Consider the following 26,834-nt stretch of genomic DNA (forward strand, 5'->3'; position numbering starts at 1 on the left):
CGAGCGCGGCGGCCGGCCGGAAGTGACGGACGGACCGCTCGGATCGGCCGGACCGCTCGAAGGTGCGGGCGAGCGCGCAGTGCGCGAAGGCGCTGTCCTCGTCCCGGCCCGACAACCGCGGCTGCCCGGGCCCTTGGCCGTGGCCGTCTCAGCCCTTGGCCGCGGCCCGCCGGGTCAGCTCCGCCCACACCGCGCGGACCTGCGGCTCCAGTTCCTCCAACGGGCCGTCGTTGTCGATGACCAGGTCGGCCACGGCACGCCGCTGCTCCCGGGTGGCCTGCGCGGACATCCGGGCGCGGGCCTCGGACTCGGTCATGCCGCGCAGCCGTACGAGCCGGTCGAGCTGGGTCCGCGGACCGGCGTCCACGACGACCACCATGTCGTAGAGCGGGGCGAGCCCGTTCTCGGTGAGGAGGGGGACGTCGTGCACGACGATCGCGTCGGGGCCCGCCGCCCGTTCCAGTTCGGCGGAACGGGTTCCGACCAGCGGGTGGACGATCCCGTTGAGCGTGGCGAGCCGGTCGGCGTCGGAGAACACGATCGAGCCGAGCTTCGGACGGTCCAGGGCGCCGTCGGCGGTCAGCACGTCCGTGCCGAACGCGTCGATGACGGCCGCGAGACCGGGCGTCCCCGGCTCGACGACCTCGCGCGCGATCCGGTCCGCGTCGATCAGCACCGCCCCGTAGCCGGCGAGCAGCCGCGACACTTCACTCTTGCCGGCGCCGATACCACCGGTCAGGCCCACTTTCAGCATGCCGGGCAGCCTAGTGCGTGTTCCGAAAGTCCCGCCCGGCCCCCGGCGCCTGGCACGGCGCCTCGCCACGTTGCCGGGATCGTCCATGTACGCCCCGTACGAGGACGACCCTCCGCCTCGCGACGCACCGCACCGGACGCCGCGGGCCCCGCTCCTCGGGCGGACGACGCTCCTTTCGAAACACGCCCCAGTGCCGTGACCGGTGCCCCCATGAAGGCGGCCCGGGGCGAACGCTCAGGCATCCCCCTCACGCTCCGCGAGGAAGCGCTCGAATTCGCGGCCGATCTCGTCGGCGGACGGCAGCTCGACCGGCTCGGCGACCAGATTGCCCCGGGTCTCGGCACCCGCGACCGCGTCGTACTGGTGCTCAAGGCCCTCGACGAGCGAGACGAGCTCCTCGTCCCCCTGGCCGATCTGCCGCTCGATCTCGGTCTGGGTGCGGTGCGCCTCGGTGCGCAGCGCATGGGCGACGGACGGCAGGACCAGCCCGGTCGCGGCCGTGATCGACTCCAGGGCGGTGAGCGCCGCGTCCGGGTAGGCGGAGCGGGCGACGTAGTGCGGCACATGCGCCGCGACGCCGAGGACGTCGTGTCCGGCCTCCATCAGCCGGTACTCCACCAGGGCTTCGGCCGAACCGGGGACCTGCGCCTCGTCGAACGGGCTGCGGTGGCCGGGCATCAGGTCCGTGCGGTTCCCGTGCGGGGTGATGCCGACGGGGCGGGTGTGCGGGACGCCCATCGGGATGCCGTGGAAGTTGACCGCGAGGCGGACACCGAGGCGCTCGACGATCTGCTCGACGGCGGCGGCGAAGCGCTCCCACTCCACGTCCGGCTCGGGCCCTGAGAGGAGCAGGAACGGCGCCCCGGTGGCGTCCTGCACGACGCGGACCTCCAGCACCGGGGCCTCGTAACCCGCCCACCGGTCGCGCCGGAAGGTCAGCAGCGGCCGACGCGCGCGGTAGTCGACGAGCCGGTCGTGGTCGAAGCGGGCGACGACCTGGTGCGGCAGCGTTTCGAGCAGGCCGTCGACGATCTGCTCGCCGGTCTCACCCGCGTCGATGTACCCGTCGAAGTGGTAGAGCATGACCAGACCGGCCGATTCCTGGGCGAGCGCCATGTCGACGACGGCCAGCCCCTTCGGCTCCCATTCGTACAAACTCTGCGGATCAGGCACGGTTACCGCTCCTCCTCGTGTTCCTGGACAAGAACATCCGACAGGACATGAGCATTCCCGGACCGCAGCCCCTCGGACGACGGTTCACGGACCGTTCACGCCAGAACCTGTGCGAGAGCGCGGGCGCCCCGCGGCGCCATCGCCCTCCCCGCCGGGGAGGCACACACCGCCGACCCGCCGGGCCCCGCGCGATTCCACCAGGGCTCCCGCACGTCGCCGCACGACCAGGGGGCGACAGCCGGGGCGTTGGCGTTCACGCCGCTGAACTCACCTGTATGCCGAACGAGTTCACACCACACCACAGCACCGGCCACCGCCGCGAACCCTGGTCCATACCTTGACACTCCCCCACCACGTCCCTACCGTCACCGAGCGAAAGTTCAGGGACTCGCCCCATGTTCATGTACGAGGACGACATGAAGCACTCATGTCCGAGAGCGACGTGAAGCGAGCACGCCCCGGACTCCTCCGACGGGAAGGCACCCCACATGCGCACCCGCGTCCTGCTCCCCGCCCTGCTGGCCTCCGCACTCGCCGGCGGCGCCCTCTCCCTCGCCCCCGCCGCCGCGGCCACCACGGCCGAGGTCATCGACGTGAGCACCGCCGCCCAGCTCAAGTCCGCTCTCGCCGCCGCCGGCCCCGGCGACACGATCCGCCTCGCCGACGGCACGTACAAGGGGAACTTCAAGGCGACGGTCCCCGCCACCGCCTCCGCCCGGATCACCCTCACCGGCTCCGCCAGGGCGGCCCTCACGGCCGGCGGTGGCTACGGGCTGCACCTCGACGGCGCCTCCTACTGGACCGTCCGGGGCATCACCGTCACCGGCGGTCAGAAGGGCATCATGGCCGACGCCGCCACGAACGTCGTGATCGACTCCGTGACCGTGCACGATCTGGACATGGAAGGCGTCCACTTCCGCAGGTCCAGCAAGAACGGCGTCATCAAGAACTCGCGGATCCACGACACCGGCCAGGACGGCAGCGGCATGGGCGAGGGGGTGTACGTCGGCACGGCGGGGGATCTCTCCGACCGGAGCGACGGGGTCCAGATCCTGAACAATACGATCGGGCCCGGAGTCGGGGGCGAGAACATCGACATCAAGGAAGGCACCACCGGGGCGAGGGTCATCGGCAACACCTTCGACGGCAACGGCCTGACCGGTGCCAACTACGACGACTCCTGGGTGGATGTAAAGGGCAACGACGTCCTGGTCCAGGGCAACCGGGGCTCGCGTACGACGAACAACGGCTACGAAACCCACACCCAGCAGAAGGGCTGGGGCTGCGGCACCGTGTTCCGCGACAACGCCTCGGACCTGTCCGGCTCCACGGGCGACAAGCGGATCGCGATCAACGTCACCAACTACGGCGCGAGCTGTCCGACCACCGTCCACAGCAGCAACACGGTGACCGGAGGCAAGGGACTCACCAACATCACCGTCACACCGTAGAAACGCCCCGCACGGCACAAGGCCACCCGCACGGAAGGGAACCGCCCACGCGGACCACCCCTCGGCGGGCGCGCGAAGCCGCCCCGCACGGAACCGCCCCGCGCACACGTATGAGGCCCGTTCCCCGAAGGGAACGGGCCTCACTGTCAGCTGCTCCGGTCATTCACCGACCGGAGGGGCCGGGGGGCGGAGCGTCAGCTCTGGCCACCCGCCAGCTTCTCGCGCAGAGCGGCCAGGGCCTCGTCCGACGCCAGGGCGCCGGAGTTGTCCGCCGACTCCGAGGAGTACGAGCCACCGCTGCCGCCGGAGGCGGCCGGGGCACCACCGGCCGGGGCGGCAGCGCCCTCGGCAGCGGCGGCCTCGTCGGCCTCGCGGGACTTGATGACCTGGGCCTGGTGCTGCTCGAAGCGCTGCTGCGCCTCGGCGTACTGCGTCTCCCACGCCTCGCGCTGAGCCTCGTAGCCCTCGAGCCAGTCGTTGGTCTCGGGGTCGAAGCCCTCGGGGTAGATGTAGTTGCCCTGGTCGTCGTAGGACGCGGCCATGCCGTACAGGGTCGGGTCGAACTCGACCGACGCCGGGTCGGCACCGAAGGACTCGTTGGCCTGCTTCAGCGAGAGGCTGATGCGACGGCGCTCCAGGTCGATGTCGATGACCTTGACGAAGATCTCGTCGTTGACCTGGACGACCTGCTCCGGGATCTCCACGTGGCGCTCGGCCAGCTCGGAGATGTGGACCAGGCCCTCGATGCCCTCGTCGACGCGCACGAACGCACCGAACGGAACGAGCTTGGTGACCTTACCGGGAACGACCTGCCCGATCTGGTGCGTACGGGCGAACTGCTGCCACGGGTCCTCCTGCGTCGCCTTGAGCGACAGGGAGACGCGCTCGCGGTCCATGTCGACGTCGAGGACCTCGACCGTGACCTCCTGGCCGACCTCGACGACCTCGGAGGGGTGGTCGATGTGCTTCCAGGACAGCTCGGAGACGTGCACGAGACCGTCGACGCCGCCGAGGTCCACGAACGCACCGAAGTTGACGATCGAGGAGACGACGCCGGAGCGCACCTGGCCCTTCTGCAGGGTCGTGAGGAACGTCTGGCGGACCTCGCTCTGGGTCTGCTCCAGCCAGGCACGGCGGGACAGGACCACGTTGTTGCGGTTCTTGTCCAGCTCGATGATCTTGGCCTCGAGCTCCTTGCCCACGTAGGGCTGGAGGTCACGGACGCGGCGCATCTCGACGAGGGAGGCCGGCAGGAAGCCGCGGAGGCCGATGTCGAGGATGAGACCACCCTTGACGACCTCGATGACGGTACCGGTGACGATCCCGTCCTCTTCCTTGATCTTCTCGATCGTGCCCCAGGCACGCTCGTACTGAGCGCGCTTCTTGGACAGGATGAGGCGACCTTCCTTGTCCTCCTTCTGGAGAACCAGGGCCTCGATCTCGTCGCCGACCTTGACGACCTCGTTGGGGTCGACGTCGTGCTTGATCGAGAGCTCGCGGGAGGGGATGACGCCTTCGGTCTTGTAACCGATGTCGAGCAGGACCTCGTCCCGGTCGACCTTCACGATGACGCCGTCGACGATGTCGCCGTCGTTGAAGTACTTGATCGTCTCGTCGATCGCGGCGAGGAAAGCTTCCTCGTTACCGATGTCGTTGACCGCTACCTGCGGGGTGGTGGCGGTGGTCTCGGTGCTGCTCGTCATGTGGGAAAGGGCTCCGGTACGGACAGTGAGTCGTAGGTACTGCTACGCCAGGAGCCCGTATCGCCTCTGCAGAAGCCGGACAGCCCGGGAAGCACCGGACCCGCCGTGCGGGAGGCGCCTCGTGAACCGAGGGGACATACAACAGATGCGAGCGCGACCTGCTAGGTCTGAGGCGCGCAGGCTCGCAGCGCAACTTGTAGCATACGGGGGCAGCCGGGCACGGTCAATGCACGAAGGCGCACACCCGCGACGCATCATCCCAATTCCGGCACATTCCGTGTTCCACGAGGCCGCGTCGGCCGCAGGACGCGTTCCCCTTCGGTGCGGAGCCCCGCTGTTGGACGGCCCCTGCGTGCGTGTCGCGTACGACGGGGTGAAGGCAAACTACAACGACGGACACGATGAGCCAAGAGATGCATCTGCCCGAGCCGGAGGCGACCCGCCGCGCGGCCTCGGAGACCGAGAGCGGCCGGGCCAGTCGCGGCTGGTGGGACCGGAACGCCGACGAGTACCAGAGCGACCACGGCGCGTTCCTCGGCGACGACCGCTTCGTCTGGGGCCCCGAGGGGCTCGACGAGGCCGAGGCCGGTCTGCTGGGTCCGGCCGAGTCGCTGAAGGGCCTCGACGTCCTGGAGATCGGCGCCGGTGCTGCGCAGTGCTCGCGCTGGCTGGCCGCGCAGGGGGCCCGCCCGGTCGCCCTGGACCTGTCGCACCGGCAGCTGCAGCACGCGCTGCGGATCGGCGGCGGGGTGCCGCTCGTGGAGGCCGACGCCGGGGTACTGCCGTTCCGCGACGGCGCGTTCGACCTGGCGTGCTCGGCGTACGGCGCGGTGCCGTTCGTCGCCGACCCCGTGCGCGTGTTCCGCGAGGTGCGCCGGGTACTGCGGCCCGGCGGGCGCTGGGTGTTCTCGGTGACGCACCCGGTCCGCTGGGCGTTCCCGGACGAGCCGGGGCCCGAGGGCCTGTCGGTCGCGGCCTCCTACTTCGACCGCACGCCCTACGTGGAGCAGGACGAGCACGGCGAGGCGGTGTACGTCGAGCACCACCGGACGCTGGGCGACCGGGTGCGGGACGTGGTGGCCGGCGGGTTCCGGCTGGTCGACCTCGTCGAACCGGAGTGGCCCGCCTGGAACCAGCAGGAGTGGGGCGGCTGGTCCCCGCTGCGCGGCCGTCTGATCCCGGGCACGGCGATCTTCGTCTGCGAACGGGACTGAGCCCCGGACCCGACCGCGGCCGCCGCCCTGCCGCGGGGCGCCCGTTCCGGCCCCGGTCCGCGGCCCGCCCACGCGGAAGCCGGGGCCGGGGCCGGTCCCGGTGCGTGGCCGTCGACCGGCCCCGTGAGAGACCGGTTGCGGGCGCCGCGCGGCCTCGTACCAGACTGGGGGCGTGATCCGCGCCGACGCCCTGGAACAGCTGCCCGTACGCACCGCCGTGCCCGCCCTCGAGCGGGCGCTCGACGACCACGGCACCGCGGTGCTGTGCGCACCGCCCGGCACCGGCAAGACGACCCTGGTGCCGCTGGTCCTGGCCGGGCTGACCGGCGGCGGGCCGGCCCGCCGCGTGGTGGTCGCCGAACCGCGCCGGATCGCGGCGCGGGCGGCGGCGCGACGGATGGCCTGGCTCCTCGGGGACCGGGTCGGCGGGCGGGTCGGGTTCACGGTCCGCGGCGAGCGGATGGCGGGGCGCGACACCGCTGTGGAGGTGGTGACCACCGGGGTGCTCCTCCAGCGGCTCCAGCGCGACCAGGAGCTGACCGGGGTCGACGCGGTGATCATCGACGAGTGCCACGAGCGGCACCTGGACGCGGACACGGTCGCCGCGTTTCTCCTCGACGTGCGGGAAACCCTCCGCCCCGACCTGCGGCTGGTCGCCGCGTCCGCGACCACCGACGCGGCGGGCTGGGCACGGCTGCTGGGCGATGCCCCGGTGGTGGAGGCGCGGGGCGTCTCGCATCCGGTGGAGGTGGTGTGGGCGCCGCCCGCCGGGTCGGTACGGCCGCCGCACGGCATGAGGGTCGATCCGGCGTTCCAGGCGCACGTCGCCGCGACGGTGCGCCGGGCGCTCGCCGAACAGGACGGCGACGTGCTGTGCTTCCTGCCCGGTGTGGGCGAGATCGGACGGGTGGCGGGGCAGCTCGCCGGGGTGGACGCCGAGGTGCTCCAGGTGCACGGGCGGGCCCCGGCGGCGGTGCAGGACGCGGTGCTGGCCGGGTCGCCCGGCGGCCGGCGGGTGGTGCTGGCCACCTCGGTCGCGGAGTCGTCGCTGACGGTGCCCGGGGTGCGGGTCGTGGTCGACTCGGGACTGGCCAGGGAGCCCCGTACCGATCACGCGCGGGGGCTGAGCGCCCTGACGACCGTGCGCGCCTCGCAGGCGACGGGACGGCAGCGGGCGGGCCGGGCCGGGCGTGAGGCGCCCGGGGTGGTGTACCGCTGCTGGGAGCAGGCGGAGGACGGCCGGCTCGCGCGGTTCCCGTCCCCGGAGATCGCGGTGGCCGATCTGACGGCGTTCGCGTTGCAGGCGGCCTGCTGGGGCGATCCGGACGCGTCGCGGCTGGCGCTGCTCGATCCGCCGCCCGCCGGTGCGATGGGCGCGGCGCGCGAGGCGCTGACGGGGGTCGGCGCCGTGGACGCCCGGGGCCGGGTCACCGACCGGGGCGTACGGATGTCCCGGCTGGGCCTGCACCCCCGGCTGGCGCGGGCGCTGCTGGACGGCGCCGCGGAGGTCGGCGGACGACGGGCGGCCGAGGTCGTGGCGCTGCTGAGCGAGGAGCCGCCCCGGGAGTACGGGGACGATCTGGCGGCGGCGCTGCGGACCGCCCGGCGGGGCGGGGACGGGTACGCGGCACGCTGGCGGCAGGAGGTCCGGCGGCTGTCCGCGTCGGCCGGGGAGACCGGGGACGGCTCCGCGGCCGACACGGCCGACGACGCCGCCGTCGGTCTGGTGGCCGCGCTGGCGTTCCCCGAGCGGGTGGCGCGGGCGCGCGGCGAGGGGGCGTTCCTGATGGTGTCGGGCACGGGTGCGGAGACCCGCGGGGGTTCGGGGCTGCGGGGTGCGCCGTGGCTGGCGGTCGCGGTCGCCGACCGGCCCGCGCACGCGGCGTCCGCGCGGGTGCGGCTCGCCGCCGTGATCGACGAGTCCACGGCGCGGGCCGCCGCCGGACACCTGCGGTACGCGGGCGAGGAGGTGCGCTGGGCGGACGGCGATGTGGTGGCCCGCCGGGTGGAGCGGCTGGGCGCCGTGGAGCTGTCGGTGCGTCCGTTGGCGGAGCCCGATCCCGCGATGGTGCGCGAGGCGCTGGTGGAGGGCCTGCGGCGCGAGGGACTCGGGTTGCTGCGCTGGACGCGGGAGGCCGGGCAGTTGCGGGAGCGGCTCGCGTTCCTGCACCGGACGGTGGGGGCGGCCTGGCCCGATGTGGCGGACGAGGCGCTGGCGGCGCGTGCCGGGGACTGGCTGGAGCCCGAGCTGTCGCGGGCCCGGCGCCGCTCCGACCTGGGGCGGATCGACGCGGGGCAGTCGCTGCGGCGGCTGCTGCCGTGGGCGACGGGTGAGGCGGCCCGGCTGGACGAGCTGGCGCCTGAGCGGATCGAGGTGCCGAGCGGATCCCGGGTCAGGGTGGAGTACGGCGGGGAGCGGCCCGTACTCGCGGTGAAGCTCCAGGAGCTGTTCGGCCTGGACCGGACGCCGAGGGTGGCCGGGGTGCCGGTGCTGGTCCATCTCCTCTCCCCCGCCGGGCGGCCCGCGGCGGTCACCGCGGACCTGGCGTCGTTCTGGCGGGACGGCTACCGGGCGGTGCGCGCGGAGCTGCGGGGCCGTTACCCGAAGCATCCATGGCCCGAGGACCCCGCGACGGCGACAGCGACCCGGCTGACCAACGCCCGGCTCAGGCAGGAGTAGGGGGCGTGTCCGGGGCGGGCGTCGTCGCGCCGGCGCGCCGTTCGGCGGGCCCTTCGCGGCGCCGGTCGCCGGGCCCCTCGCCCTCCGGGCGCCGGGAGCGTGCCTCCAGCCACAGCGCGAGGGCGAGCAGCGCGGCGCCGAGGACCAGGAACCCCCACGGCAGGTACGAGGTCAGCAGCAGGATCGGCAGGCGCTGCGAGGTGACCAGGGCGACGGTCGACTCGATGTAGTCCTCGCGCATCTTCACGTGTCCGGCGAAGACGGTGACGGTGTCCTGCGGCAGGCCCATCGCCTTGGCGTTGCGCAGTTCCTCCTTGTGGATCTCCTCGCCGTTGACGGGCGCTCCGGTGACCGGGTCGACCCAGAACATCCGCTTGGTGGTGTACCAGCGGGTCATGCCCGTCTTCGCGATCTGTTCCGGGGAGACGCCCTTGATGGGCATCTTCTTCGGCATCGGGACCTTCGTCCACGGGACGGTCTGCTCGAAGTAGTAGACGTCCATGCCGCGGAAGGTGCGGGTGCCCTTGTAGTGGATGGGCGAGCTGGTGCGGGACTGGGCGTCGAAGTACTCGTAGTCGCGCTTCTCGGTCAGGAAGGGCCACTTGAACTCGATGCCCTCGCGCCTGACCGGGTCGCCGTCGACCATTTCTCCGGTGGCGTGGACGGGTGCCTGGCTGTGGGCGTCGAAGATGTAGCGCTCGGGGATCTCGGAGACCATTTTTCCGTCGGGTCCGGCGACGAAGCTGAGGGTGTCCCAGACGACGACGTCGCGTCCGGCGTCGCGTTCGATCCTCTCGGACTCCTCCACGTTGCCCTTGAGGGTCTGCACGATGGTGACCTTCGGGACCTGCTTGACCTTCATGCCGTCGTTGTAGTCGAGGAGGGTGGCGGGCTTCGCCTCCAGCACCATCTCCTGGTACTGGCTGGGCGGTATCTTCGCCAGCCTCGGAAAGGCGTACCAGCGCAGCAGGGGCGCCATGGCGGCGAAGAAGACGGCGAGGGCCAGGAGTACGAGGCTGGCTCGGCGGCGCATGATGGTGCCCTCCCTCAGCTTTCGTGGCTGCTTCCGCTGTGCGTTTCGTGTCGCGCGGCTGCTTCAGGTGGTTCCCGGTTCCGGGAGGTCAGTGCTTCTCGGGTCCCGGGACGGTGGTCAGCAGTGGTTCGGGCGAGGTCTCTCCGGGCGGGGCCCCGATGGCGGAGACGGTGAGGACGAGCGCGAGGGCCGCGGCAAGTCCGATGGCGGCGGCGACGAGGGCACGCATGCCGGTCCTCCCGGTGAGCACGGATCCGACGGCGAGGGACCTGACAGGTCGTCAGGGTTGGGGCACCGTAGCAACACGGGCGCGAGAGGGGAACATGTGGAACAGCCCCTCCGCCGGATAGTGGCGGAGGGGCTGTCGGGGGTGCGGGGTGCCGGCCGGGCGGGGACGGCGTCAGGTCGCGGAGGCCTCGATCACGAGGTCGATGACGAGCGTGGCGCCGCCCTCGGCGGTCAGGCGCAGCTTGTACGTGCCCGTGGTGCCGTCCGCGTAGAGCCCGGGGAGCTCCAGCCTGCCGTCCGCGCCCGTCCTCAGGCCGGTGAGCGTACGGACCGCCTTGTCGTCCTCGTCCTTGAAGTACGGGCCCTTGTCGTTCTCGCCGGGCTCGGCCTCGTCGGTGATCAGGGTGGCGGTCACGGCGACACCCGCGGCGATCGCGTTCTTGTAGGTGGCCTCGACCTCGACGGTGTCGGCGAACGCCGTGCCGGGCGCGGCGGTCAGGGCCTTGTCGCCGATCCTGGTGATCTCGTCGGCCTGCCGGGCGGTGACGGTGGCGGTGTAGGCGACGCCGGGCAGCGCGCGGCCGGTGGCGACGGCACGCACCCTGAACTCCCCTGTGCGCTCGCCCGCCTTCAGCACCGGGGCGGTGACCGTGCCGTCGGCCCCGGTGGAGACGGTGACCTCGGGCTTGCCGCCGGCGAAGACGGCGTCCGTGTCGCCGGTGACGGTGAAGGTGACGGACACGCCGGCCATCGCGCCGCCGAGGGTGTCCCTGGCCCGCACCTTGATCCGCTCGGTGAACGCGCTGCCCGCGGTGGCGGTCAGGGGGCCGGTCCCGGCGTTCTCCACCCGTGCGAGGGGCCGGGGCGGCGTGGGAGTGGGTGTGGGTGTCGGCTTCGGGGTGGGGGTCGAACCGCCGGGCGGCGTGGGCGGCTTCGGCTTGGGCTCGGAACCGGGCTTCGGCTTGGTCTTCCCCGGCGGCGTGGGAGAGGGGCCGGTGGTGCCGGAGCCCGAGCCGGCTCCGGAGTCCGAGCCCGTGCCGCTGCCGAGGGCGGGCGGAACCGTGCCGGTGCCGTCGGGGACCTCGTGGGTGCCGCGCTTGTAGTAGTCGAACCAGGAGCGGACCGTACGGAGATAGACGTCCGAGTGGTTGTAGCTCAGGACCGCCCGGTCGAGATCGGCGGCGACGGACAGGTTTCGCGAGCCCGCGCAGAGATAACGCGCGGCGGCGAGCGCGGCGTCGTAGACGTTGTTGGGGTCCTTGCGGCCGTCGCCGTTGCCGTCCTGGCCCCAGGTCGCCCAGGTGGACGGGATGAACTGCATCGGGCCGACGGCACGGTCGTGCGTCGCGTCCCCGTCGTACGCCCCGTTGTCGGTGTCCTTGATCAGGGCGAAGCCCCTGCCGTCGAGCACCGGGCCGAGGATCGGGGCGAAGGTGGTGCCCTCCGCGTCGACCCGTCCGCCGCGGGCGTGACCGGACTCCACCTTGCCGATCGCGGCGAGCAGTTGCCAGGGCAGCCGACATGCGGCGTCGCTGTCGGCCACGGTCCGCTCGGCCTTCTTGTACGCGGCCAGGACCGAGGCCGGTATGCCGGACTCCGAACCTCCGGTGAGAGGCGACTCGGTGGTGGTTCCCCGCTTGTGGGGCGAGTTCAGCGGCGGGAGTTCCGTGTAGTACGGCGAATTCCCGGTGGCCGCGCCCTCGTCGGGCTGCGGCGCCGCCCCCGTGGACCGCGCGTCGCCGCTCGCACCGGCCAGTGGTGTGCCGGGAGCACCCGAGGCCGAGAGCGCCGCCACGGCGACGGCGGCCACGGCGGTGGTGGTCGCCCCCTTGCGAAGTCGGCGACCGAACTGCGCTGCCATACCGTGACCCCTCCCGTCGTCCGCTGCCCGCGCTCCCCGGCGCCGGGACTCGGAGCCTGTCGGATCACCTCCGACCGGGAAGCGGGCGCGGTACAACGCGTGCGTTTCCAAGGCGCCGAGTTGGTCTCGTAGCGGAGCTACCAGGCCATTTCGGCAACGCCGGAAGCGTGCGCGCCAGGGCGTGGCCGCCCGGTCGGAGGTCACCCGACAGACTCTCGGGCGACCCTACGGCAACTCATGTGACTGACGCAGTATCTACTGACCGATTCTTACCTGTTTTTCACGTTCCGGTCCACAAGTTGTACGGCGGCTGTCCGGCCGGTGAGGACGACTCCCGCAATACTTGCCGCCATGCCGTTCACACTCAGTCACGCCGCGGCCGTACTGCCGGGCATACGACGCGACGGCACGGCCCGCGGCCCGCTCGTCGCCTCGGCTCTCGTCGCGGGTTCGTTCGCCCCTGATCTGACGTACTTCGCGGACAGCGTGGTTCCCGGTGCCATGGAGTTCGGGGAGGTCACCCACTCGGTACGGGGTGTGCTCACGGTCGATGTGCTGATCACCGCGGCGGCGGTGGCGGTGTGGCTGTTGTTCCGCGAGCCGCTGGTGGCACTGCTGCCGGACGCCTGGCAGGGACGGGTGCACGCGTTCCTGCGGGGCCGGCCCGCGGCCGGACGGGAGGGGCACCGGGTGCGCGACGGTGCGTGGTTCGCGGTGTCGGCGGCCGTCGGGGCCACCACCCATGTCGTCTGGGACGCCTTCACCCATCACGACCGCTGGGGCGTACGACTGGTCCCGGGGCTCGACGGCAGCCTCGGCGGACGTCCCGTGTTCCAGCTGGTGCAGTACGGCAGTTCGGCGGTGGCCCTGGTCGTGCTCGTGTGGTTCACGGCCTCGGGCCTGCGGCGGACCGGGTCGCGGCCGGTCCCGCCGGACGTGCCGGTACTGGGCCGCCGGGGACGACGGGCGGCGGGAACCCTGCTGGGCGTCTGCGTCCTGCTCGGCGTCGTCCACCGGTGCGCGCGCTGGTACACGTACTTCGGCGGCGTCCACGACCCGCTCGACATCGTCCCGACGGCCTGCTTCGGCGCCGGGGCCGGACTGGCGGCGGGCCTGCTGCTGTACGGGACATGGATGCGGCTGCGCCGACCGCGCACACCCGCACCCCCGTCCCCCGCCGCAGCCGGACGGGCCCCGTCACCGCACTGACCCGACCCCCGAACTCCCCCTCGGGTACGGCTCCGCACCACGCCCCGGCGGCCTCGGACAGCCCGGAACCCCCGGCACCCGAGCGCCCCGGGCATCCCGTCCGACGCCGTCCGCCTCGCGGGCCACGCCCACGGGTCGGCGCGGTGACCGCGCCCGGGTCAGTGGGCCGCCGACTCCCAGTCCGTACCCACACCCACCGACACGTCCAGCGGGGCGCGCAACTGCACGGCCGTGGACATCTCGTGGCGCACGATCTCCTCCACCCGCGCACGCTCCCCCGCCGCGATCTCCAGGACGATCTCGTCGTGGACCTGGAGCAGCATCCGCGACTTCAGCTCCGCCTCGGTCAGCGCCCGGTCCACCTTGAGCATGGCGACCTTGACGATGTCCGCCGCCGTGCCCTGGATCGGCGCGTTGAGCGCCATGCGCTCGGCCATCTCGCGCCGCTGGCGGTTGTCGCTGTTGAGGTCCGGGAGATAGCGGCGGCGGCCGAAGACCGTCTCGGTGTATCCGGTGGCCCTGGCCTCCTCCACCACGCGGTGCAGATAGTCGCGCACCCCGCCGAACCGCTCGAAGTAGGTGTCCATCAGACCACGCGCCTCACCCGCCTCGATGTTCAACTGCTGGGAGAGACCGAACGCGGACAGCCCGTACGCCAGCCCGTAGCTCATGGCCTTGATCTTGCGGCGCATCTCCGGGTCGACGGCCGACTTGTCGACGCCGAACACCTGCGAGGCGACCGTCGTGTGCAGGTCCTCACCGGAGGTGAACGCCTCGATCAGGCCCGCGTCCTCGGAGAGGTGCGCCATCACCCGCAGCTCGATCTGGCTGTAGTCGGCCGTCATCAGCGACTCGAAGCCCCCGCCGACGACGAAGCCCCGGCGGATGGCCCTGCCCTCGTCCGTACGCACCGGGATGTTCTGCAGGTTGGGGTCGGTGGAGGAGAGCCGTCCCGTCGCCGCCACCGTCTGGTTGAACGTCGTGTGGATACGGCCGTCCGCCGCGATCGTCTTGATCAGACCCTCGACCGTGACCCGCAGCTTCGCCTGCTCACGGTGGCGCAGCATGATCACCGGCAGCTCGTGCTCCGTCTGCCCGGCCAGCCAGGCCAGGGCATCGGCATCCGTCGTGTACCCGGTCTTCGTCTTCTTCGTCCTGGGCAGCCCCAGCTCACCGAAGAGGACTTCCTGGAGCTGCTTGGGCGAGCCGAGGTTGAACTCCCGGCCGACCGCCGCGTGCGCCTCCTTCACCGCCTGCTGCACCGCACCGGCGAACTGCTGCTCCATACCCTCCAGATGAGCCCGGTCCGCCGCGATGCCGTGCCGCTCCAGGCGGGCCAACAGCGCGGACGTCGGCAGCTCCATGTCATGCAGCAGCTCCGCCGCGCCGACCTCCGCCAGCCGGGCGGTGAACGCCTCGCCCAGATCCAGGACCGCGCGGGCCTGCGCCATCAGGGCGTCGGCCTCCGCCCGGTCGTCCGCGCCGAAGGCCAGCTGCCCGCCGGGCGCCGCCGCGGGCGCCAGCTCCCGGCCCAGGTACTCCACCGCCAGCGCGTCGAGCGCGAACGAACGGCGCCCCGGCTTGACCAGGTAGGCGGCCAGCGCCGTGTCCATCGTGACGCCCTCGACCCGCCAGCCGTGCTCCGGGAAGACCCGCATGGCGCTCTTCGCGTTGTGCATCACCTTGGGCCGCGCAGCGTCGGCGATCCAGGCGGCGAACGCCCGCTCGTCGCCCTCGTCGAGCTCCGCGGGATCGAACCAGGCCGCCGCGCCGCCCGCCGCCGCCAGCGCGACCTCGGTGACCGTGCCCGCGCCGAGCGCCCAGGTGTCCGCCGTGGCGACACCCAACGGCTCCCCGCCGTGCTCCGCCAGCCACGGCGCCAGCTCGCCCGCGCCCAGCACCGCACCGTCCAGCTCGACGCCCGCCGCGGGCACCGGGGCCCCGGTCTCGGCCGCGCCCGGATCGACGGCCAGCAGCCGCTCGCGCAGGCTCGGGTTGCGGATCTCCAGGACGTCCAGCACACCCGTCACCGCCGTGCGGTCGTACGGCGCGCGCTCCAGGTCCCGCGGGGTCTTCGGCAGCTCCACGTCACGGACCATCTCCGTCAGCCGGCGGTTCATCCGCACCGCGTCCAGATGGTCCCGGAAATTCTGCCCGGCCTTCCCCTTGACCTCCTCCGCGCGCTCCACCAGCTCGGCGAACGAACCGAACTGCTTGATCCACTTCGCGGCGGTCTTCTCCCCGACGCCCGGAATACCCGGAAGATTGTCCGACGGATCACCGCGCAGCGCCGCGAAGTCCGGATACTGCCGCGGCGAGAGCCCGTACTTCTCCACGACCTTCTCCGGGGTGAACCGCGTCAGCTCCGACACACCCTTCGTCGGATACAGCACCGTGATGTTGTCCGTGATCAACTGGAACGAGTCCCGGTCACCAGTGACGATCAACACCTCGAAACCGGCCGCCTCGGCCTGCGTCGCCAGCGTGGCGATGACGTCGTCCGCCTCGAAGCCCTCGACCGCGAAACGGTCCGCACGCATCGCGTCGAGCAGCTCACCGATCAGCTCGACCTGCCCCTTGAACTCGTCCGGGGTCTTCGAACGATTCGCCTTGTACTCCGGGAACTCCTCCGCGCGCCATGTCTTGCGGGAAACGTCGAACGCCACCGCGAAATGCGTCGGCGCCTCATCACGCAGCGTGTTCGCCAGCATCGACGCGAAGCCGTACACCGCGTTCGTCGTCTGCCCCGACCCCGTCGTGAAATTCTCCGCGGGCAGCGCAAAGAACGCCCGGTACGCCAGGGAGTGCCCGTCCATCAGGAGCAGGCGCGGTCGGTTGTCTGCCGTCTTCTTCGATGCCGTCTCAGCCACGCCCCCGATCCTGCCACGGACCACCGACAATGCCCGACCGGACATCGCTCGCCGCAATCGACGACGCACGACCGTGCCGCCCGCCCGGCCCGCGTGACAGGATCGACGGACGAGCAAAAGGGAGAAGCCGGGGAGCACACCCCCCGCGCGGCACACACGCGACGCACACGGAACGACACGGTCCGCACCCGGCCCGAAAGGAAGCGCACCATGGCCACGAAGCCCCCCACCGGTGACCCGGTCCAGGACGCGCCCCGGGTCGGACCCGCCCGGCACACCGCCGCCGGCCTGCCCGCCGTCGCCCACAGCCTCGCCGTCGCCCAGCAGCAGATGGGCGTCCGGCGCACCGCGCAGACCCTCCTCAAGGTCAACCAGAAGAACGGCTTCGACTGCCCCGGCTGCGCCTGGCCCGAGGGCGAGCACCGGCACACCGCGGAATTCTGCGAGAACGGCGCCAAGGCCGTCGCCGAGGAAGCGACGCTGCGCCGCGTCACCCCCGAGTTCTTCGCCGCGCACCCCCTGCCCGTCCTCGCCGCCCGCAGCGGATACTGGCTCGGCCAGCAGGGACGGATCACCCACCCGATGTACCTCCCCGAGGGCGCCGACCACTACGAGCCGGTGACCTGGGAACGCGCCTTCGGCATCCTCGCCGAGGAACTGCGCGCCCTCGCCTCCCCCGACGAGGCCGTCTTCTACACCTCGGGCCGCACCAGCAACGAGGCCGCGTTCCTCCTCCAGCTGTTCGCCCGCGAATTCGGCACCAACAACCTCCCCGACTGCTCCAACATGTGCCACGAGTCCTCCGGCTCGGCACTCACGGAGACCATCGGCATCGGCAAGGGCAGCGTCTCCCTGGAGGACCTCCACCGCGCCGACCTGATCATCATCGCCGGACAGAACCCCGGCACCAACCACCCCCGGATGCTCTCCGCCCTGGAGAAGGCCAAGTCCGCCGGGGCCAGGATCATCTCGGTGAACCCACTGCCCGAGGCCGGACTGGAACGGTTCAAGAACCCGCAGACCCCGCACGGCATGCTCAGGGGAACCCCGCTCACCGACCTCTTCCTGCAGATCCGCATCGGCGGCGACCAGGCCCTCTTCCGCCTCCTCAACAAGCTCGTCCTCCAGACCGACGGCGCCGTCGACGAAGCCTTCGTCCGGGAACACACCCACGGCTACGAGGAATTCGCCGCGGCCGCCCGCGAGGCCGACTGGGACCGGACCCTCGCCGCCACCGGCCTCGACCGCGCCGCCATCGAAGAAGCCCTCGCCATGGTCCTCGCCTCGAAACGCACCATCGTGTGCTGGGCCATGGGCCTCACCCAGCACAAGCACTCCGTGCCGACCATCCGCGAGATCGTCAACTTCCTCCTCCTGCGCGGCAACATCGGCCGCCCCGGCGCAGGAGTCTGCCCCGTGCGCGGACACTCCAACGTCCAGGGCGACCGCACCATGGGCATCTTCGAAAGGCCCCCGGCCGCGTTCCTCGACGCCCTCGACAAGGAATTCTCGATCACCTCGCCGCGCCACCACGGCTACGACGTCGTCCGCTCCATCCGGGCCCTGCGCGACGGCGACGCCAAGGTCTTCTTCGCCATGGGCGGGAACTTCGTCGCCGCCACCCCCGACACCGAGGTCACCGAGGCCGCGATGCGACGGGCCCGCCTCACCGTCCACGTCTCCACCAAGCTCAACCGCTCCCACGCGGTGACCGGCACCCGGGCCCTGATCCTGCCCACCCTGGGCCGCACCGACAAGGACGTCCAGGCGAGCGGCAGGCAGTTCGTCACGGTCGAGGACTCCATGAGCATGGTCCACGCCTCCCGCGGCAACCTCACCCCCGCGAGCCCGCACCTGCTCTCCGAACCCGCCATCATCGCCCGCCTCGCCCGCGCCGCCCTCGGCCCCGGATCGGCCACCCCCTGGGAGGAGTTCGAGAAGGACTACGCGACCATCCGCGACCGTATCTCCCGCGTCGTCCCCGGCTTCGAGGACTTCAACGCCCGCATCGCCCACCCCGGCGGCTTCACCCTCCCCCACGCCCCCCGCGACGAACGCCGCTTCCCCACCGCGACCGGCCGCGCCAACTTCACCGCCGCCCCCGTCGAACACCCCGAACTCCCGGACGGCCGGCTGCTGCTGCAGACCCTGCGCTCGCACGACCAGTACAACACCACGATCTACGGCCTCGACGACCGCTACCGCGGCATCAAGGGCGGCCGCCGCGTCGTCCTCGTCAACCCCGACGACGCCCGCGACCTCGGCCTGGCCGACGGCGCATACACCGACCTCGTCAGCGAATGGAAGGACGGCGTGGAACGACGCGCCCCCGGCTTCCGCGTCGTGCACTACCCGACCGCCCGAGGCTGCGCCGCCGCCTACTACCCGGAGACCAATGTGCTGGTCCCCCTCGACTCCACGGCCGACACCAGCAACACCCCCGCCAGCAAGTCCGTCGTCGTGCGCTTCGAGAACGTCCGGGGATGACCGGCGACGGTCGGGGATGACCAGGTGGCGCCCGAGGACGACCGGGCGCCTCCGGGCATGACCGGCCGCTTCCGGGGACAGCAGAAGACGGCCGAGGACGACCGGGAACGAGGCCCGGCCCGTTCGCGGCGCTCCCGTGCCGACAGCGCCGGGGCCGCCCCTCCCCACGGGCCGGACCCCCCGACGGGCGGCGCCCGGCCCGACGGCAGCGGGCCCGGCGCACGTGCCGGGACGGCCCGGCGCCCGCACCGGCCGTCCCGTACGAAACACGACCTAAGCGCCCGCTCAGTCGTCTGATATGAACGACGCAGACAGACGGAAGCCACCAGGCATCGCAGACGATCGGAGCCGGACAGCATGGGCGAGCACACCACCCCCACGTTCCCCCAGGAGATCATCGACGAATACGCCGAACTCGGCGTCGACCTCCCCGCCCTCTTCTCCGCCGGCCACCTCGGCGAACGCATGGGCGTCACGATCGTCGAGGCATCCGCCGACCACGTCGTCGGCACCATGCCCGTCGAGGGCAACACCCAGCCGTACGGACTGCTCCACGGCGGCGCCTCCGCCGTCCTCGCCGAGACCCTCGGCTCGGTCGGCTCCATGCTCCATGGCGGCGCCACGAAGATCGCCGTCGGCGTGGACCTCAACTGCACCCACCACCGAGGCGTGCGCAGCGGACTCGTCACGGGCGTCGCCACCCCCGTCCACCGCGGCCGCTCCACCGCCACCTACGAGATCGTCATCACCGACGAGCACGACAAGCGGGTCTGCACCGCCCGCCTCACCTGCCTGCTCCGCGACGCACCGCGCCCCGACGCAGCCTGACCGAAACCCCGACCCCTCCGAGCCCCGAGGCCACCCGCACCCCTGACCGAAACACAACCCAACACGCGACCCACCGCACACCACGCACCACCACCGCACACCAGGCGCCCGCACCACCGCCCGGCCGGACCGAGATCCGGCCGGGCATTCCCATTTCCCGCACAACTGCCCATACCATAAAGCCAAGTTGAGCATCCACCATGGCCAACACCACTGACCCCACAGCGCATTGAACGCCCCGATCGACACCCCGGCCACACCCGACCGCGCCGTCCGCACACGCGACACCGCGTCAACCACGCCACGCCGAATGTCACTCCAAGTAACCGTCGGGCGATACGTGCAGGCCACGGCCAACACGCCCGTACCCGGCCCCGCGAACACCGCGACACCTGCGCCTCACCCGGCACCCGCACCCCCTCGCCCACACCGCGCGACAGCACCAAGATCTGCTCAAGCCCCTTAGCAGAGCTGCGAGTTCTCACCCTGCGGCCACTTTCGCCGACCGGTAAAAAGACGTACATGTCCGCACAGCCACCTCAAGCCTTGCTCAAGGGCATAACAAGAAAGTCACATCCTGCGGCGGACCCACCCCCCACCACCACACCTGCGCCTAGAGTCACGGCCAGTCACCGCGCCGCCGGGCGCGTCAACCAGCACGGCCCTGTACCACCCGTACGGCCCGGCGAACGACACGGCACCTCAAGCAGAGGAGGCCGCGCCAGGGAAAGGACCTTTCGTGCGACACCGTTCTTCACTCATACTCACCGCAGTGCTCACCACAGGAGCACTGACACTCACCGCCTGCGGGTCGCGCGACGACAGCAACAACGGCGGCGGCGACGGCGACACCAAGACCGTCGTCATCGGCGTCGACGCGCCCATCACCGGCGACCTCTCCGCCCTCGGCCTCGGCATCAAGAACTCCGCCGACCTCGCCGCCAAGACGGCCAACAAGGAAAAGACCGTCCCCGGCATCAAGTTCGAGGTCAAGCCCCTCGACGACCAGGCCCAGCCCTCCGTCGGCCAGCAGAACGCCCAGAAGTTCATCGACGACGACACCGTCGTCGGCGTCGTCGGCCCGCTCAACTCCGGCGTCTCCCAGTCGATGCAGAAGCCCCTCAACGACGCCGGCCTCACCCAGGTCTCCCCCGCCAACACCGGCACCGAACTCACCCAGGGCGAGAACTGGAAGACCGGCGACAAGAAGCGCCCCTACAAGACCTACTTCCGCACCGCCACCACGGACCAGATCCAGGGCGCCTTCGCCGCGAAGTACCTCTACAACAACGCGAAGATCAACCAGGTCTACCTCCTCGACGACCAGAAGCCCTACGGCGCCGGCCTCGCCGCCTCCTTCAAGAACACCTTCACCTCCCTCGGCGGCAAGATCGTCGGCACCGACCACGTCAACCCCGACGACCGTGACTTCAACGCCGTCGTCACCAAGGTCAAGAAGTCCGGCGCCAAGGCCGTCTACTACGGCGGCGAATACCCCGCGGGCGCCCCCCTGAGCCAGCAGCTCAAGGACAGCGTCCAGATCCCCCTCATGGGCGGCGACGGCATGTACAGCGCCGACTTCATCAAGCTCAACAAGAAGGCCCAGGGCGACATCGCCACCTCCGTCGGCAAGCCCGTCGAAGAACTCGACTCCGCCAAGAAGTTCATCGCCGACTACAAGACCGCCGGATACAAGGACGCCTACGAGGCCTACGGCGGCGGCACCTACGACGCCACCTGGTCCATCATCGAGGCCGTCAAGATCGCCGTCGCCGACAACAACGGCAAGGCCCCCGACGACCTCCGCGCCAAGGTCCTCGAAGCCATGGCCAAGGTCAAGTTCGACGGCGTCACCGGCCCCGTCTCCTTCGACGAGTACGGCGACACCACCAACACCATGATGACCGCCTACCAGGTCGACGGCGGCAAGTGGGTCTCCAGGATCAGCGAGGTCTACAAGCCCTGACCACCGCCGCCCTCCCGGGCAACCCGAAGTGACCCAGACCGCGCGGGAGCGCCACCAGCGCCCCGCGCGGTGCCATATCCGAACCACTCCACGGAGGCCCTGCGGTGAACGAACTGCCGCAACAGCTGGCCAATGGACTCATCCTCGGCGCGATGTACGGACTCATCGCGATCGGCTACACGATGGTCTACGGAATCATCCAGCTCATCAACTTCGCCCACGGCGAGATCTTCATGATCGGAGGCTTCGGAGCTCTCACCGTGTACCTCTGGATGCCGGCCGGCGTCTCCCTCCTCGCGATCATCCCACTCATGATCATCGGCGGCGTCATATGCTCCGTCGCCGTCGGCACAGCCGCCGAACGCTTCGCCTACCGACCCCTGCGAGGCGCCCCCCGACTCGCCCCGCTCATCACCGCGATCGGACTCTCCCTCGCACTCCAGCAAGCCATCTGGAAGTGGTACCCCGACGCCAAGAAGGACCGCTCCTTCCCCCAGTTCAAGGGCGAAGCCTTCGACATCCTCGGCGCCCACATCCAACGCGGTGACCTCTTCGTCCTCATCACCGCCCCCATCTGCATGATCGCCCTCGGCCTCTTCGTCTCCAAGACCCGCTCCGGCCGCGGCATGCAAGCCACCAGCCAGGACCCCGACACCGCCAAGCTCATGGGCATCAACACCGACCGCATCATCGTCATGGCCTTCGCCATCGGTGCCGCGTTCGCCGCCGTCGCCGCCGTCGCCTACGGACTCAAGAACGGCCAGATCGGCTTCAAAATGGGCTTCATCATGGGCCTCAAAGCCTTCACCGCAGCCGTACTCGGCGGCATCGGCAACATCTACGGCGCCATGCTCGGCGGCGTCGTCCTCGGCATCGCCGAATCCCTCGCCACCGGCTACATGAGCAACGTCCCCGGCATGGAACTCTTCGGCGGCGGCGCCTGGAAGGACGTATGGGCCTTCGTCCTCCTCATCATCGTCCTGCTGCTCCGCCCCCAGGGCCTGCTCGGCGAACGCGTCGCGGATCGGGCGTGATACGGATGACCACCAACCACACCACCACACCCCACACCGCACCCCTCCTCCCCATCCCCCCGGCAGCAGCCCGCATCGCCACCCTCACAGGCGCCGCACTCGCACTCGCCGGAACCTTCCTCGCCTGGACCTGGACCAAAGAATTCCCCGGCGACCTCACCGTCACCGGCTACCCCGGCGGCCTCCAAGTCCTCACCCTCATCAGCGCCGCGCTCACCCTCCTCCTCACACTCTCCGGATACGGCATCCGCGGCCTCGGCTGGCTCACCCCCGGCGGCACCAACAGCCCCGTCCGCCTCCTCGCCCTCGGCACCCTCGGCACCACCGGCTACGCCCTCGGCGCCATCTCCTACGCCCTCGGCGGCCTCGTCAACCTGGAACCCGGCGCCTGGATCAGCGGCATCGGCGCACTCATCGCCGCCCTCGCCGCCCTCGGACTCCCCGCCGACCAGACACCCACCGGCACCAGCACCACCGCCTGGGAACGCTTCCGCCACAGCCTCCGCGCCCCGTCCGCACCCCGGGCCAAAGCCCTCCCCGACTGGGCCGAAATCCTCATCATCGTCATCGCGTTCGGCATCGGCCTCTACGTCTTCAGCTACGGCATCGACACCGAATACACCGAACTCTTCATCGGCTTCCTCATCACCACCGGCTTCGCCTTCACCGCACTCCACCGCGCCGGACTCGTCTCCCGCCTCACCGCACTGACCGCGAAGCACCGCAACATCACCCTCACCGCCGCCCTCGCCGCCGCCGTCTGCTTCCCCTTCACCCAGCAGAAAGAGGAATACGCGCTCATCGGCGCCAACATCCTCATCTTCGGCACCGTGGCACTCGGCCTCAACGTCGTCGTCGGCCTCGCCGGCCTCCTCGACCTCGGATACGTCGCCTTCCTCGGCGTCGGCGCCTACGCCGCCGCCCTGGTCTCCGGCTCCACCATGTCGGCCATCGGCGTCGAATTCCCCTTCTGGGCCGCCGTACTCACCGGCGCCGCCGCCTCACTCGTCTTCGGCGTCCTCATCGGCGCACCGACGCTACGGCTGCGCGGCGACTACCTCGCCATCGTCACCCTGGGCTTCGGTGAGATCTTCCGCCTCACCGTGAACAACCTCAACGGCAACAGCGGACCCGACCTCACCAACGGCTCCCAGGGCATCCCCAGCATCCCCGACCTCAACTTCTTCGGATTCGACTTCGGAACCAAGCACGACATCCTCGGCTTCAGCCTCGGCAGGTCCGCCAACTACTACCTGCTCATGCTCCTCTTCACCGCCGTCGTCGTCCTCGTCTTCCGCCGCTCCGGAGAATCCCGCATCGGCCGCGCCTGGGTCGCCATCCGCGAGGACGAGACCGCCGCCACCGCCATGGGCATCAACTCCTTCCGCCTCAAACTGCTCGCCTTCGCCCTCGGCGCGACCCTCGCCGGACTCGCCGGAACCGTCCAGGCACACGTCAACTACACCGTGACACCCGAGCAGTACCAGTTCGCCGGCTCCGTACCCCCCAACTCCGCCTTCCTCCTCGCCGCCGTCATCCTCGGCGGCATGGGAACCCTCAGCGGACCCCTCGTCGGCGCCGCACTCCTCTACCTCATCCCGGCCAAGCTGCAATTCATGCAGGACTACCAGCTCCTCCTCTTCGGCGTCGCACTCATCCTCCTGATGCGCCTGCGCCCCGAGGGCCTCGTCGCCGACCGCAGGAAGCAGCTCGAATTCCACGAGACCGACCAGCCCGACGTACCGGAACCGCGACAGTCCGACACCACCGGCGCCGGCATCGCCAAGGCGGGGGCGTGACCACCATGACCACCACGAAAACCCCCACCACGAACAACGCCACCACCGTCCTCGACGCCAACGGGGTCACCATGCGCTTCGGCGGCCTCACCGCCGTACGCGAAGTCGACCTCACCGTCAACACCGGCGAGATCGTCGGCCTCATCGGCCCCAACGGCGCAGGCAAGACCACCTTCTTCAACTGCCTCACCGGCCTCTACGTCCCCACCGAGGGCAAGGTCAGCTACAAGGGCACCGTCCTGCCGCCGAAACCCCACCTCGTCACCCAGGCCGGCATCGCCCGCACCTTCCAGAACATCCGGCTCTTCGCCAACATGACCGTCCTGGAAAACGTCCTCGTCGGACGCCACACCCGGACCAAGGAAGGACTCTGGTCCGCCCTCCTGCGCCTCCCCGGCTTCACCAAGGCCGAAAACGCCAGCCGCGAACGCGCCATGGAACTCCTGAAATTCATCGGCCTGGCGGACAAGGCCGACCACCTCGCGCGCAACCTCCCCTACGGAGACCAGCGCAAACTGGAGATCGCCCGCGCACTGGCCAGCGAGCCCGGCCTCCTGCTCCTCGACGAGCCCACCGCCGGCATGAACCCGCAGGAAACCCGCGTCACCGAAGAACTCATCTTCGCCATCCGCGACCAGGGCATCGCCGTCCTCGTCATCGAGCACGACATGCGGTTCATCTTCAACCTCTGCGACCGCGTCGCCGTCCTCGTCCAGGGCCAGAAACTCGTCGAGGGCACCGCCGACATCGTCCAGAGCGACGAACGCGTCGTCGCCGCCTACCTCGGCACCCCCTTCGAAGGCGCCCCCGGCGCCGAAGAAGTCGCCGAGGTCGAAGCCGCCGAGGCCGAGGCCCACAGGACGACCGACACCGGCACGACCGACACCACCGCCACGGCGGACACCACCGGCACCACCAGCACGACCAGCACCACCGGCGCCGACGGCACCGAGGAGGACGCCCGATGACCACACTGCTGGAGGTCCAGGACCTCCGCGTCGCCTACGGCAAGATCGAAGCTGTCAAGGGCATCTCCTTCACCGTCGAAGCCGGCCAGATCGTCACCCTCATCGGCACCAACGGCGCCGGCAAGACCACCACCCTGCGCACCCTCTCCGGGCTGCTCAAACCGGCCGGCGGCAGCATCGTCTTCGACGGACAGCCCATCGGCAACATCCCCGCCCACAAGATCGTCTCCCTGGGCCTCGCCCACTCCCCCGAGGGACGCCACATCTTCCCCCGGCTGTCGATCACCGAGAACCTCCAGCTCGGCGCCTACCTCCGCAACGACAAGGCAGGCATCGAACAGGACATCCAGCGCGCCTACGACCTCTTCCCCATCCTCGGGGAACGCCGCAAACAGGCCGCCGGAACCCTCTCGGGCGGCGAACAGCAGATGCTCGCCATGGGCAGGGCCCTCATGTGCCGGCCCAAGCTCCTGATGCTCGACGAACCCTCCATGGGCCTTTCCCCGATCATGATGCAGAAGATCATGGAGACCATCGCCGAACTCAAGGCCCAGGGCACCACCATCCTGCTCGTCGAACAGAACGCCCAGGCGGCGCTCTCCCTCGCCGACCAGGGCCACGTCATGGAGGTCGGCCGGATCGTCCTCTCCGGCACCGGCGCGGACCTCCTGCACGACGAGTCCGTCCGCAAGGCCTACCTCGGCGAGGACTGACCCCACCGGCTCCGCGCACGGACCCCCGCGACGACACCTGAGCCACGAACGGACGAGGCCCGCACCCGGTCGAACCGGTGCGGGCCTCCCCCGTACACGTACGCCGCCTACTCGCCCGCCTTCTTCTCCTCGGCGGCCTGCTTCTCCGCGGCCCTCTTCTCGGCCGCATCCGCGATCAACGCCTCGGCGAGCTGCTGCATCGACATCCGCCGGTCCATCGACGTCTTCTGGATCCACCGGAACGCGGCAGGCTCCGACAGACCGTAGTCCGTCTGCAGAATGCTCTTCGCCCGGTCCACCAGCTTGCGCGTCTCCAGCCGCTGCGCGAGATCCGCGACCTCGCTCTCCAGCGCCTTCAGCTCCGCGAATCGCGACACCGCCATCTCGATCGCCGGCACCACGTCGCTCTTGCTGAACGGCTTCACCAGATACGCCATCGCGCCGGCGTCCCGGGCCCGCTCGACGAGATCACGCTGCGAGAACGCGGTCAGCATCAGGACAGGAGCGATGGACTCCTCCGCGATCTTCTCCGCGGCGGAGATCCCGTCCAGAACCGGCATCTTCACATCGAGGATCACCAGATCGGGGCGGTGCTCCCGGGCCAGCTCGACCGCCCGCTGCCCGTCCCCGGCCTCGCCGACGACCGCGTAGCCCTCTTCCTCCAGCATCTCTTTGAGGTCGAGACGGATCAGCGCCTCGTCCTCGGCAATGACGACACGGGTCGTCAGCGGCGGAACGTGCGACTTGTCGTCGTCGGTGGGCTGGGGCGACTCGGGGGTGGTCACGTGGCTCCTCTTTTTCAAGACAGGTGCTGCTACCCGAGCCTACCTAGCTCCTGTATGTTTGAGGCACAGCGGTCCTGC

The 26,834-nt window shown here is 70.8% G+C and carries 19 protein-coding genes; 11 read left to right on the plus strand and 8 right to left on the minus strand.

Annotated elements, in window-relative coordinates; all coding sequences use genetic code 11:
* Window positions 1–148 precede the first annotated feature (148 nt).
* Both coaE and ACFYXM_RS00385 read right to left on the minus strand, forming a co-directional pair.
* Complete coding sequence (gene coaE / locus ACFYXM_RS00380; RefSeq protein ID WP_389285447.1) at window positions 149–754, minus strand: dephospho-CoA kinase; 606 nt, start codon at window positions 752–754, stop codon at window positions 149–151.
* A gap of 234 nt (window positions 755–988) precedes the next feature.
* A complete protein-coding gene (locus tag ACFYXM_RS00385; RefSeq protein WP_389285449.1) occupies window positions 989–1,927 on the minus strand; it encodes a PAC2 family protein in 939 nt (312 codons plus the stop codon).
* 488 nt (window positions 1,928–2,415) lie between these two features.
* On the opposite strand from ACFYXM_RS00385, the gene ACFYXM_RS00390 reads away from it, so the two are divergent.
* The gene (locus ACFYXM_RS00390; RefSeq protein WP_389285451.1) at window positions 2,416–3,378 is read left to right on the plus strand and encodes a right-handed parallel beta-helix repeat-containing protein; all 963 of its coding nucleotides are present in this window, start codon (window positions 2,416–2,418) and stop codon (window positions 3,376–3,378) included.
* Window positions 3,379–3,572: 194 nt separating this feature from the next.
* On the opposite strand, the gene rpsA is transcribed toward ACFYXM_RS00390, so the two are convergent.
* The gene (gene rpsA / locus ACFYXM_RS00395; RefSeq protein WP_073788681.1) at window positions 3,573–5,081 is read right to left on the minus strand and encodes a 30S ribosomal protein S1; all 1,509 of its coding nucleotides are present in this window, start codon (window positions 5,079–5,081) and stop codon (window positions 3,573–3,575) included.
* A gap of 401 nt (window positions 5,082–5,482) precedes the next feature.
* Between rpsA and ACFYXM_RS00400 the strand changes: the two genes are divergently transcribed.
* Both ACFYXM_RS00400 and hrpB read left to right on the plus strand, forming a co-directional pair.
* On the plus strand, window positions 5,483–6,295 hold the full coding sequence (locus ACFYXM_RS00400; RefSeq protein ID WP_389285453.1) for a class I SAM-dependent methyltransferase: 813 nt from the start codon (window positions 5,483–5,485) through the stop codon (window positions 6,293–6,295).
* A 172-nt stretch (window positions 6,296–6,467) separates the two neighbouring features.
* Entirely contained in the window at window positions 6,468–8,975 is a 2,508-nt protein-coding gene (gene hrpB, locus ACFYXM_RS00405; RefSeq protein ID WP_389285455.1) for an ATP-dependent helicase HrpB, read from the plus strand.
* On the opposite strand, the gene ACFYXM_RS00410 is transcribed toward hrpB, so the two are convergent.
* The 3 genes from ACFYXM_RS00410 to ACFYXM_RS00420 form a co-directional block, all read right to left on the minus strand.
* A complete protein-coding gene (locus tag ACFYXM_RS00410) occupies window positions 8,962–10,008 on the minus strand; it encodes a DUF3068 domain-containing protein (RefSeq protein ID WP_389285457.1) in 1,047 nt (348 codons plus the stop codon). The genes hrpB and ACFYXM_RS00410 overlap by 14 nt on opposite strands.
* A gap of 88 nt (window positions 10,009–10,096) precedes the next feature.
* Window positions 10,097–10,237, minus strand: coding sequence for an SPW_0924 family protein (locus ACFYXM_RS00415; protein WP_389285459.1), 141 nt, complete (start codon window positions 10,235–10,237; stop codon window positions 10,097–10,099).
* A gap of 171 nt (window positions 10,238–10,408) precedes the next feature.
* Window positions 10,409–12,097, minus strand: a complete 1,689-nt coding sequence (locus tag ACFYXM_RS00420; protein WP_389285461.1) for a lytic murein transglycosylase — start codon at window positions 12,095–12,097, stop codon at window positions 10,409–10,411.
* 351 nt (window positions 12,098–12,448) lie between these two features.
* On the opposite strand from ACFYXM_RS00420, the gene ACFYXM_RS00425 reads away from it, so the two are divergent.
* Window positions 12,449–13,306, plus strand: coding sequence for a DUF4184 family protein (locus ACFYXM_RS00425; protein WP_389285462.1), 858 nt, complete (start codon window positions 12,449–12,451; stop codon window positions 13,304–13,306).
* A gap of 158 nt (window positions 13,307–13,464) precedes the next feature.
* Here the strand turns inward: ACFYXM_RS00425 and polA are convergent, their stop codons facing one another.
* A complete protein-coding gene (polA, locus tag ACFYXM_RS00430; RefSeq protein ID WP_389285464.1) occupies window positions 13,465–16,176 on the minus strand; it encodes a DNA polymerase I in 2,712 nt (903 codons plus the stop codon).
* Window positions 16,177–16,386: 210 nt separating this feature from the next.
* Between polA and ACFYXM_RS00435 the strand changes: the two genes are divergently transcribed.
* The 7 genes from ACFYXM_RS00435 (at window position 16,387) to ACFYXM_RS00465 (ending at window position 25,971) form a co-directional block, all read left to right on the plus strand.
* Entirely contained in the window at window positions 16,387–18,663 is a 2,277-nt protein-coding gene (locus ACFYXM_RS00435; RefSeq protein WP_389285466.1) for an FdhF/YdeP family oxidoreductase, read from the plus strand.
* Window positions 18,664–19,020: 357 nt separating this feature from the next.
* Window positions 19,021–19,491: a PaaI family thioesterase gene (locus ACFYXM_RS00440; protein ID WP_389285468.1), complete on the plus strand. Its 471-nt coding sequence runs from the start codon at window positions 19,021–19,023 to the stop codon at window positions 19,489–19,491.
* A 739-nt stretch (window positions 19,492–20,230) separates the two neighbouring features.
* Entirely contained in the window at window positions 20,231–21,457 is a 1,227-nt protein-coding gene (locus tag ACFYXM_RS00445) for a branched-chain amino acid ABC transporter substrate-binding protein (RefSeq protein WP_389285470.1), read from the plus strand.
* A 104-nt stretch (window positions 21,458–21,561) separates the two neighbouring features.
* On the plus strand, window positions 21,562–22,491 hold the full coding sequence (locus tag ACFYXM_RS00450; protein WP_351525133.1) for a branched-chain amino acid ABC transporter permease: 930 nt from the start codon (window positions 21,562–21,564) through the stop codon (window positions 22,489–22,491).
* Window positions 22,492–22,496: 5 nt separating this feature from the next.
* A complete protein-coding gene (locus ACFYXM_RS00455; protein ID WP_389285471.1) occupies window positions 22,497–24,290 on the plus strand; it encodes a branched-chain amino acid ABC transporter permease in 1,794 nt (597 codons plus the stop codon).
* Between the two features lie 5 nt (window positions 24,291–24,295).
* A complete protein-coding gene (locus ACFYXM_RS00460; RefSeq protein WP_389285910.1) occupies window positions 24,296–25,258 on the plus strand; it encodes an ABC transporter ATP-binding protein in 963 nt (320 codons plus the stop codon).
* The gene (locus ACFYXM_RS00465; protein ID WP_073788698.1) at window positions 25,255–25,971 is read left to right on the plus strand and encodes an ABC transporter ATP-binding protein; all 717 of its coding nucleotides are present in this window, start codon (window positions 25,255–25,257) and stop codon (window positions 25,969–25,971) included. Before ACFYXM_RS00460 ends, ACFYXM_RS00465 begins: the two co-directional genes overlap by 4 nt.
* Window positions 25,972–26,078: 107 nt before the next feature.
* Here the strand turns inward: ACFYXM_RS00465 and ACFYXM_RS00470 are convergent, their stop codons facing one another.
* Window positions 26,079–26,756 (minus strand): ANTAR domain-containing response regulator, encoded by a 678-nt coding sequence (locus tag ACFYXM_RS00470; RefSeq protein ID WP_389285473.1) that lies wholly within the window; start codon window positions 26,754–26,756, stop codon window positions 26,079–26,081.
* Window positions 26,757–26,834: the final 78 nt, after the last annotated feature.

Origin of the sequence: Streptomyces sp. NPDC002476 (assembly GCF_042889785.1) — a bacterium.
GTDB lineage: Bacteria > Actinomycetota > Actinomycetes > Streptomycetales > Streptomycetaceae > Streptomyces.

What these genes read in the sequence shown, in the direction of transcription:
- ACFYXM_RS00410 (WP_389285457.1), bottom strand. Translation starts at nt 10,008, where the DNA reads ATGCGCCGCCGAGCCAGCCTCGTACTCCTGGCCCTCGCCGTCTTCTTC.
- ACFYXM_RS00415 (WP_389285459.1), bottom strand. Translation starts at nt 10,237, where the DNA reads ATGCGTGCCCTCGTCGCCGCCGCCATCGGACTTGCCGCGGCCCTCGCG.
- ACFYXM_RS00425 (WP_389285462.1), top strand. Translation starts at nt 12,449, where the DNA reads ATGCCGTTCACACTCAGTCACGCCGCGGCCGTACTGCCGGGCATACGA.
- ACFYXM_RS00400 (WP_389285453.1), top strand. Translation starts at nt 5,483, where the DNA reads ATGAGCCAAGAGATGCATCTGCCCGAGCCGGAGGCGACCCGCCGCGCG.
- ACFYXM_RS00390 (WP_389285451.1), top strand. Translation starts at nt 2,416, where the DNA reads ATGCGCACCCGCGTCCTGCTCCCCGCCCTGCTGGCCTCCGCACTCGCC.
- ACFYXM_RS00435 (WP_389285466.1), top strand. Translation starts at nt 16,387, where the DNA reads ATGGCCACGAAGCCCCCCACCGGTGACCCGGTCCAGGACGCGCCCCGG.
- ACFYXM_RS00460 (WP_389285910.1), top strand. Translation starts at nt 24,296, where the DNA reads ATGACCACCACGAAAACCCCCACCACGAACAACGCCACCACCGTCCTC.
- ACFYXM_RS00465 (WP_073788698.1), top strand. Translation starts at nt 25,255, where the DNA reads ATGACCACACTGCTGGAGGTCCAGGACCTCCGCGTCGCCTACGGCAAG.
- ACFYXM_RS00440 (WP_389285468.1), top strand. Translation starts at nt 19,021, where the DNA reads ATGGGCGAGCACACCACCCCCACGTTCCCCCAGGAGATCATCGACGAA.
- ACFYXM_RS00420 (WP_389285461.1), bottom strand. Translation starts at nt 12,097, where the DNA reads ATGGCAGCGCAGTTCGGTCGCCGACTTCGCAAGGGGGCGACCACCACC.
- ACFYXM_RS00455 (WP_389285471.1), top strand. Translation starts at nt 22,497, where the DNA reads ATGACCACCAACCACACCACCACACCCCACACCGCACCCCTCCTCCCC.
- coaE (WP_389285447.1), bottom strand. Translation starts at nt 754, where the DNA reads ATGCTGAAAGTGGGCCTGACCGGTGGTATCGGCGCCGGCAAGAGTGAA.
- rpsA (WP_073788681.1), bottom strand. Translation starts at nt 5,081, where the DNA reads ATGACGAGCAGCACCGAGACCACCGCCACCACCCCGCAGGTAGCGGTC.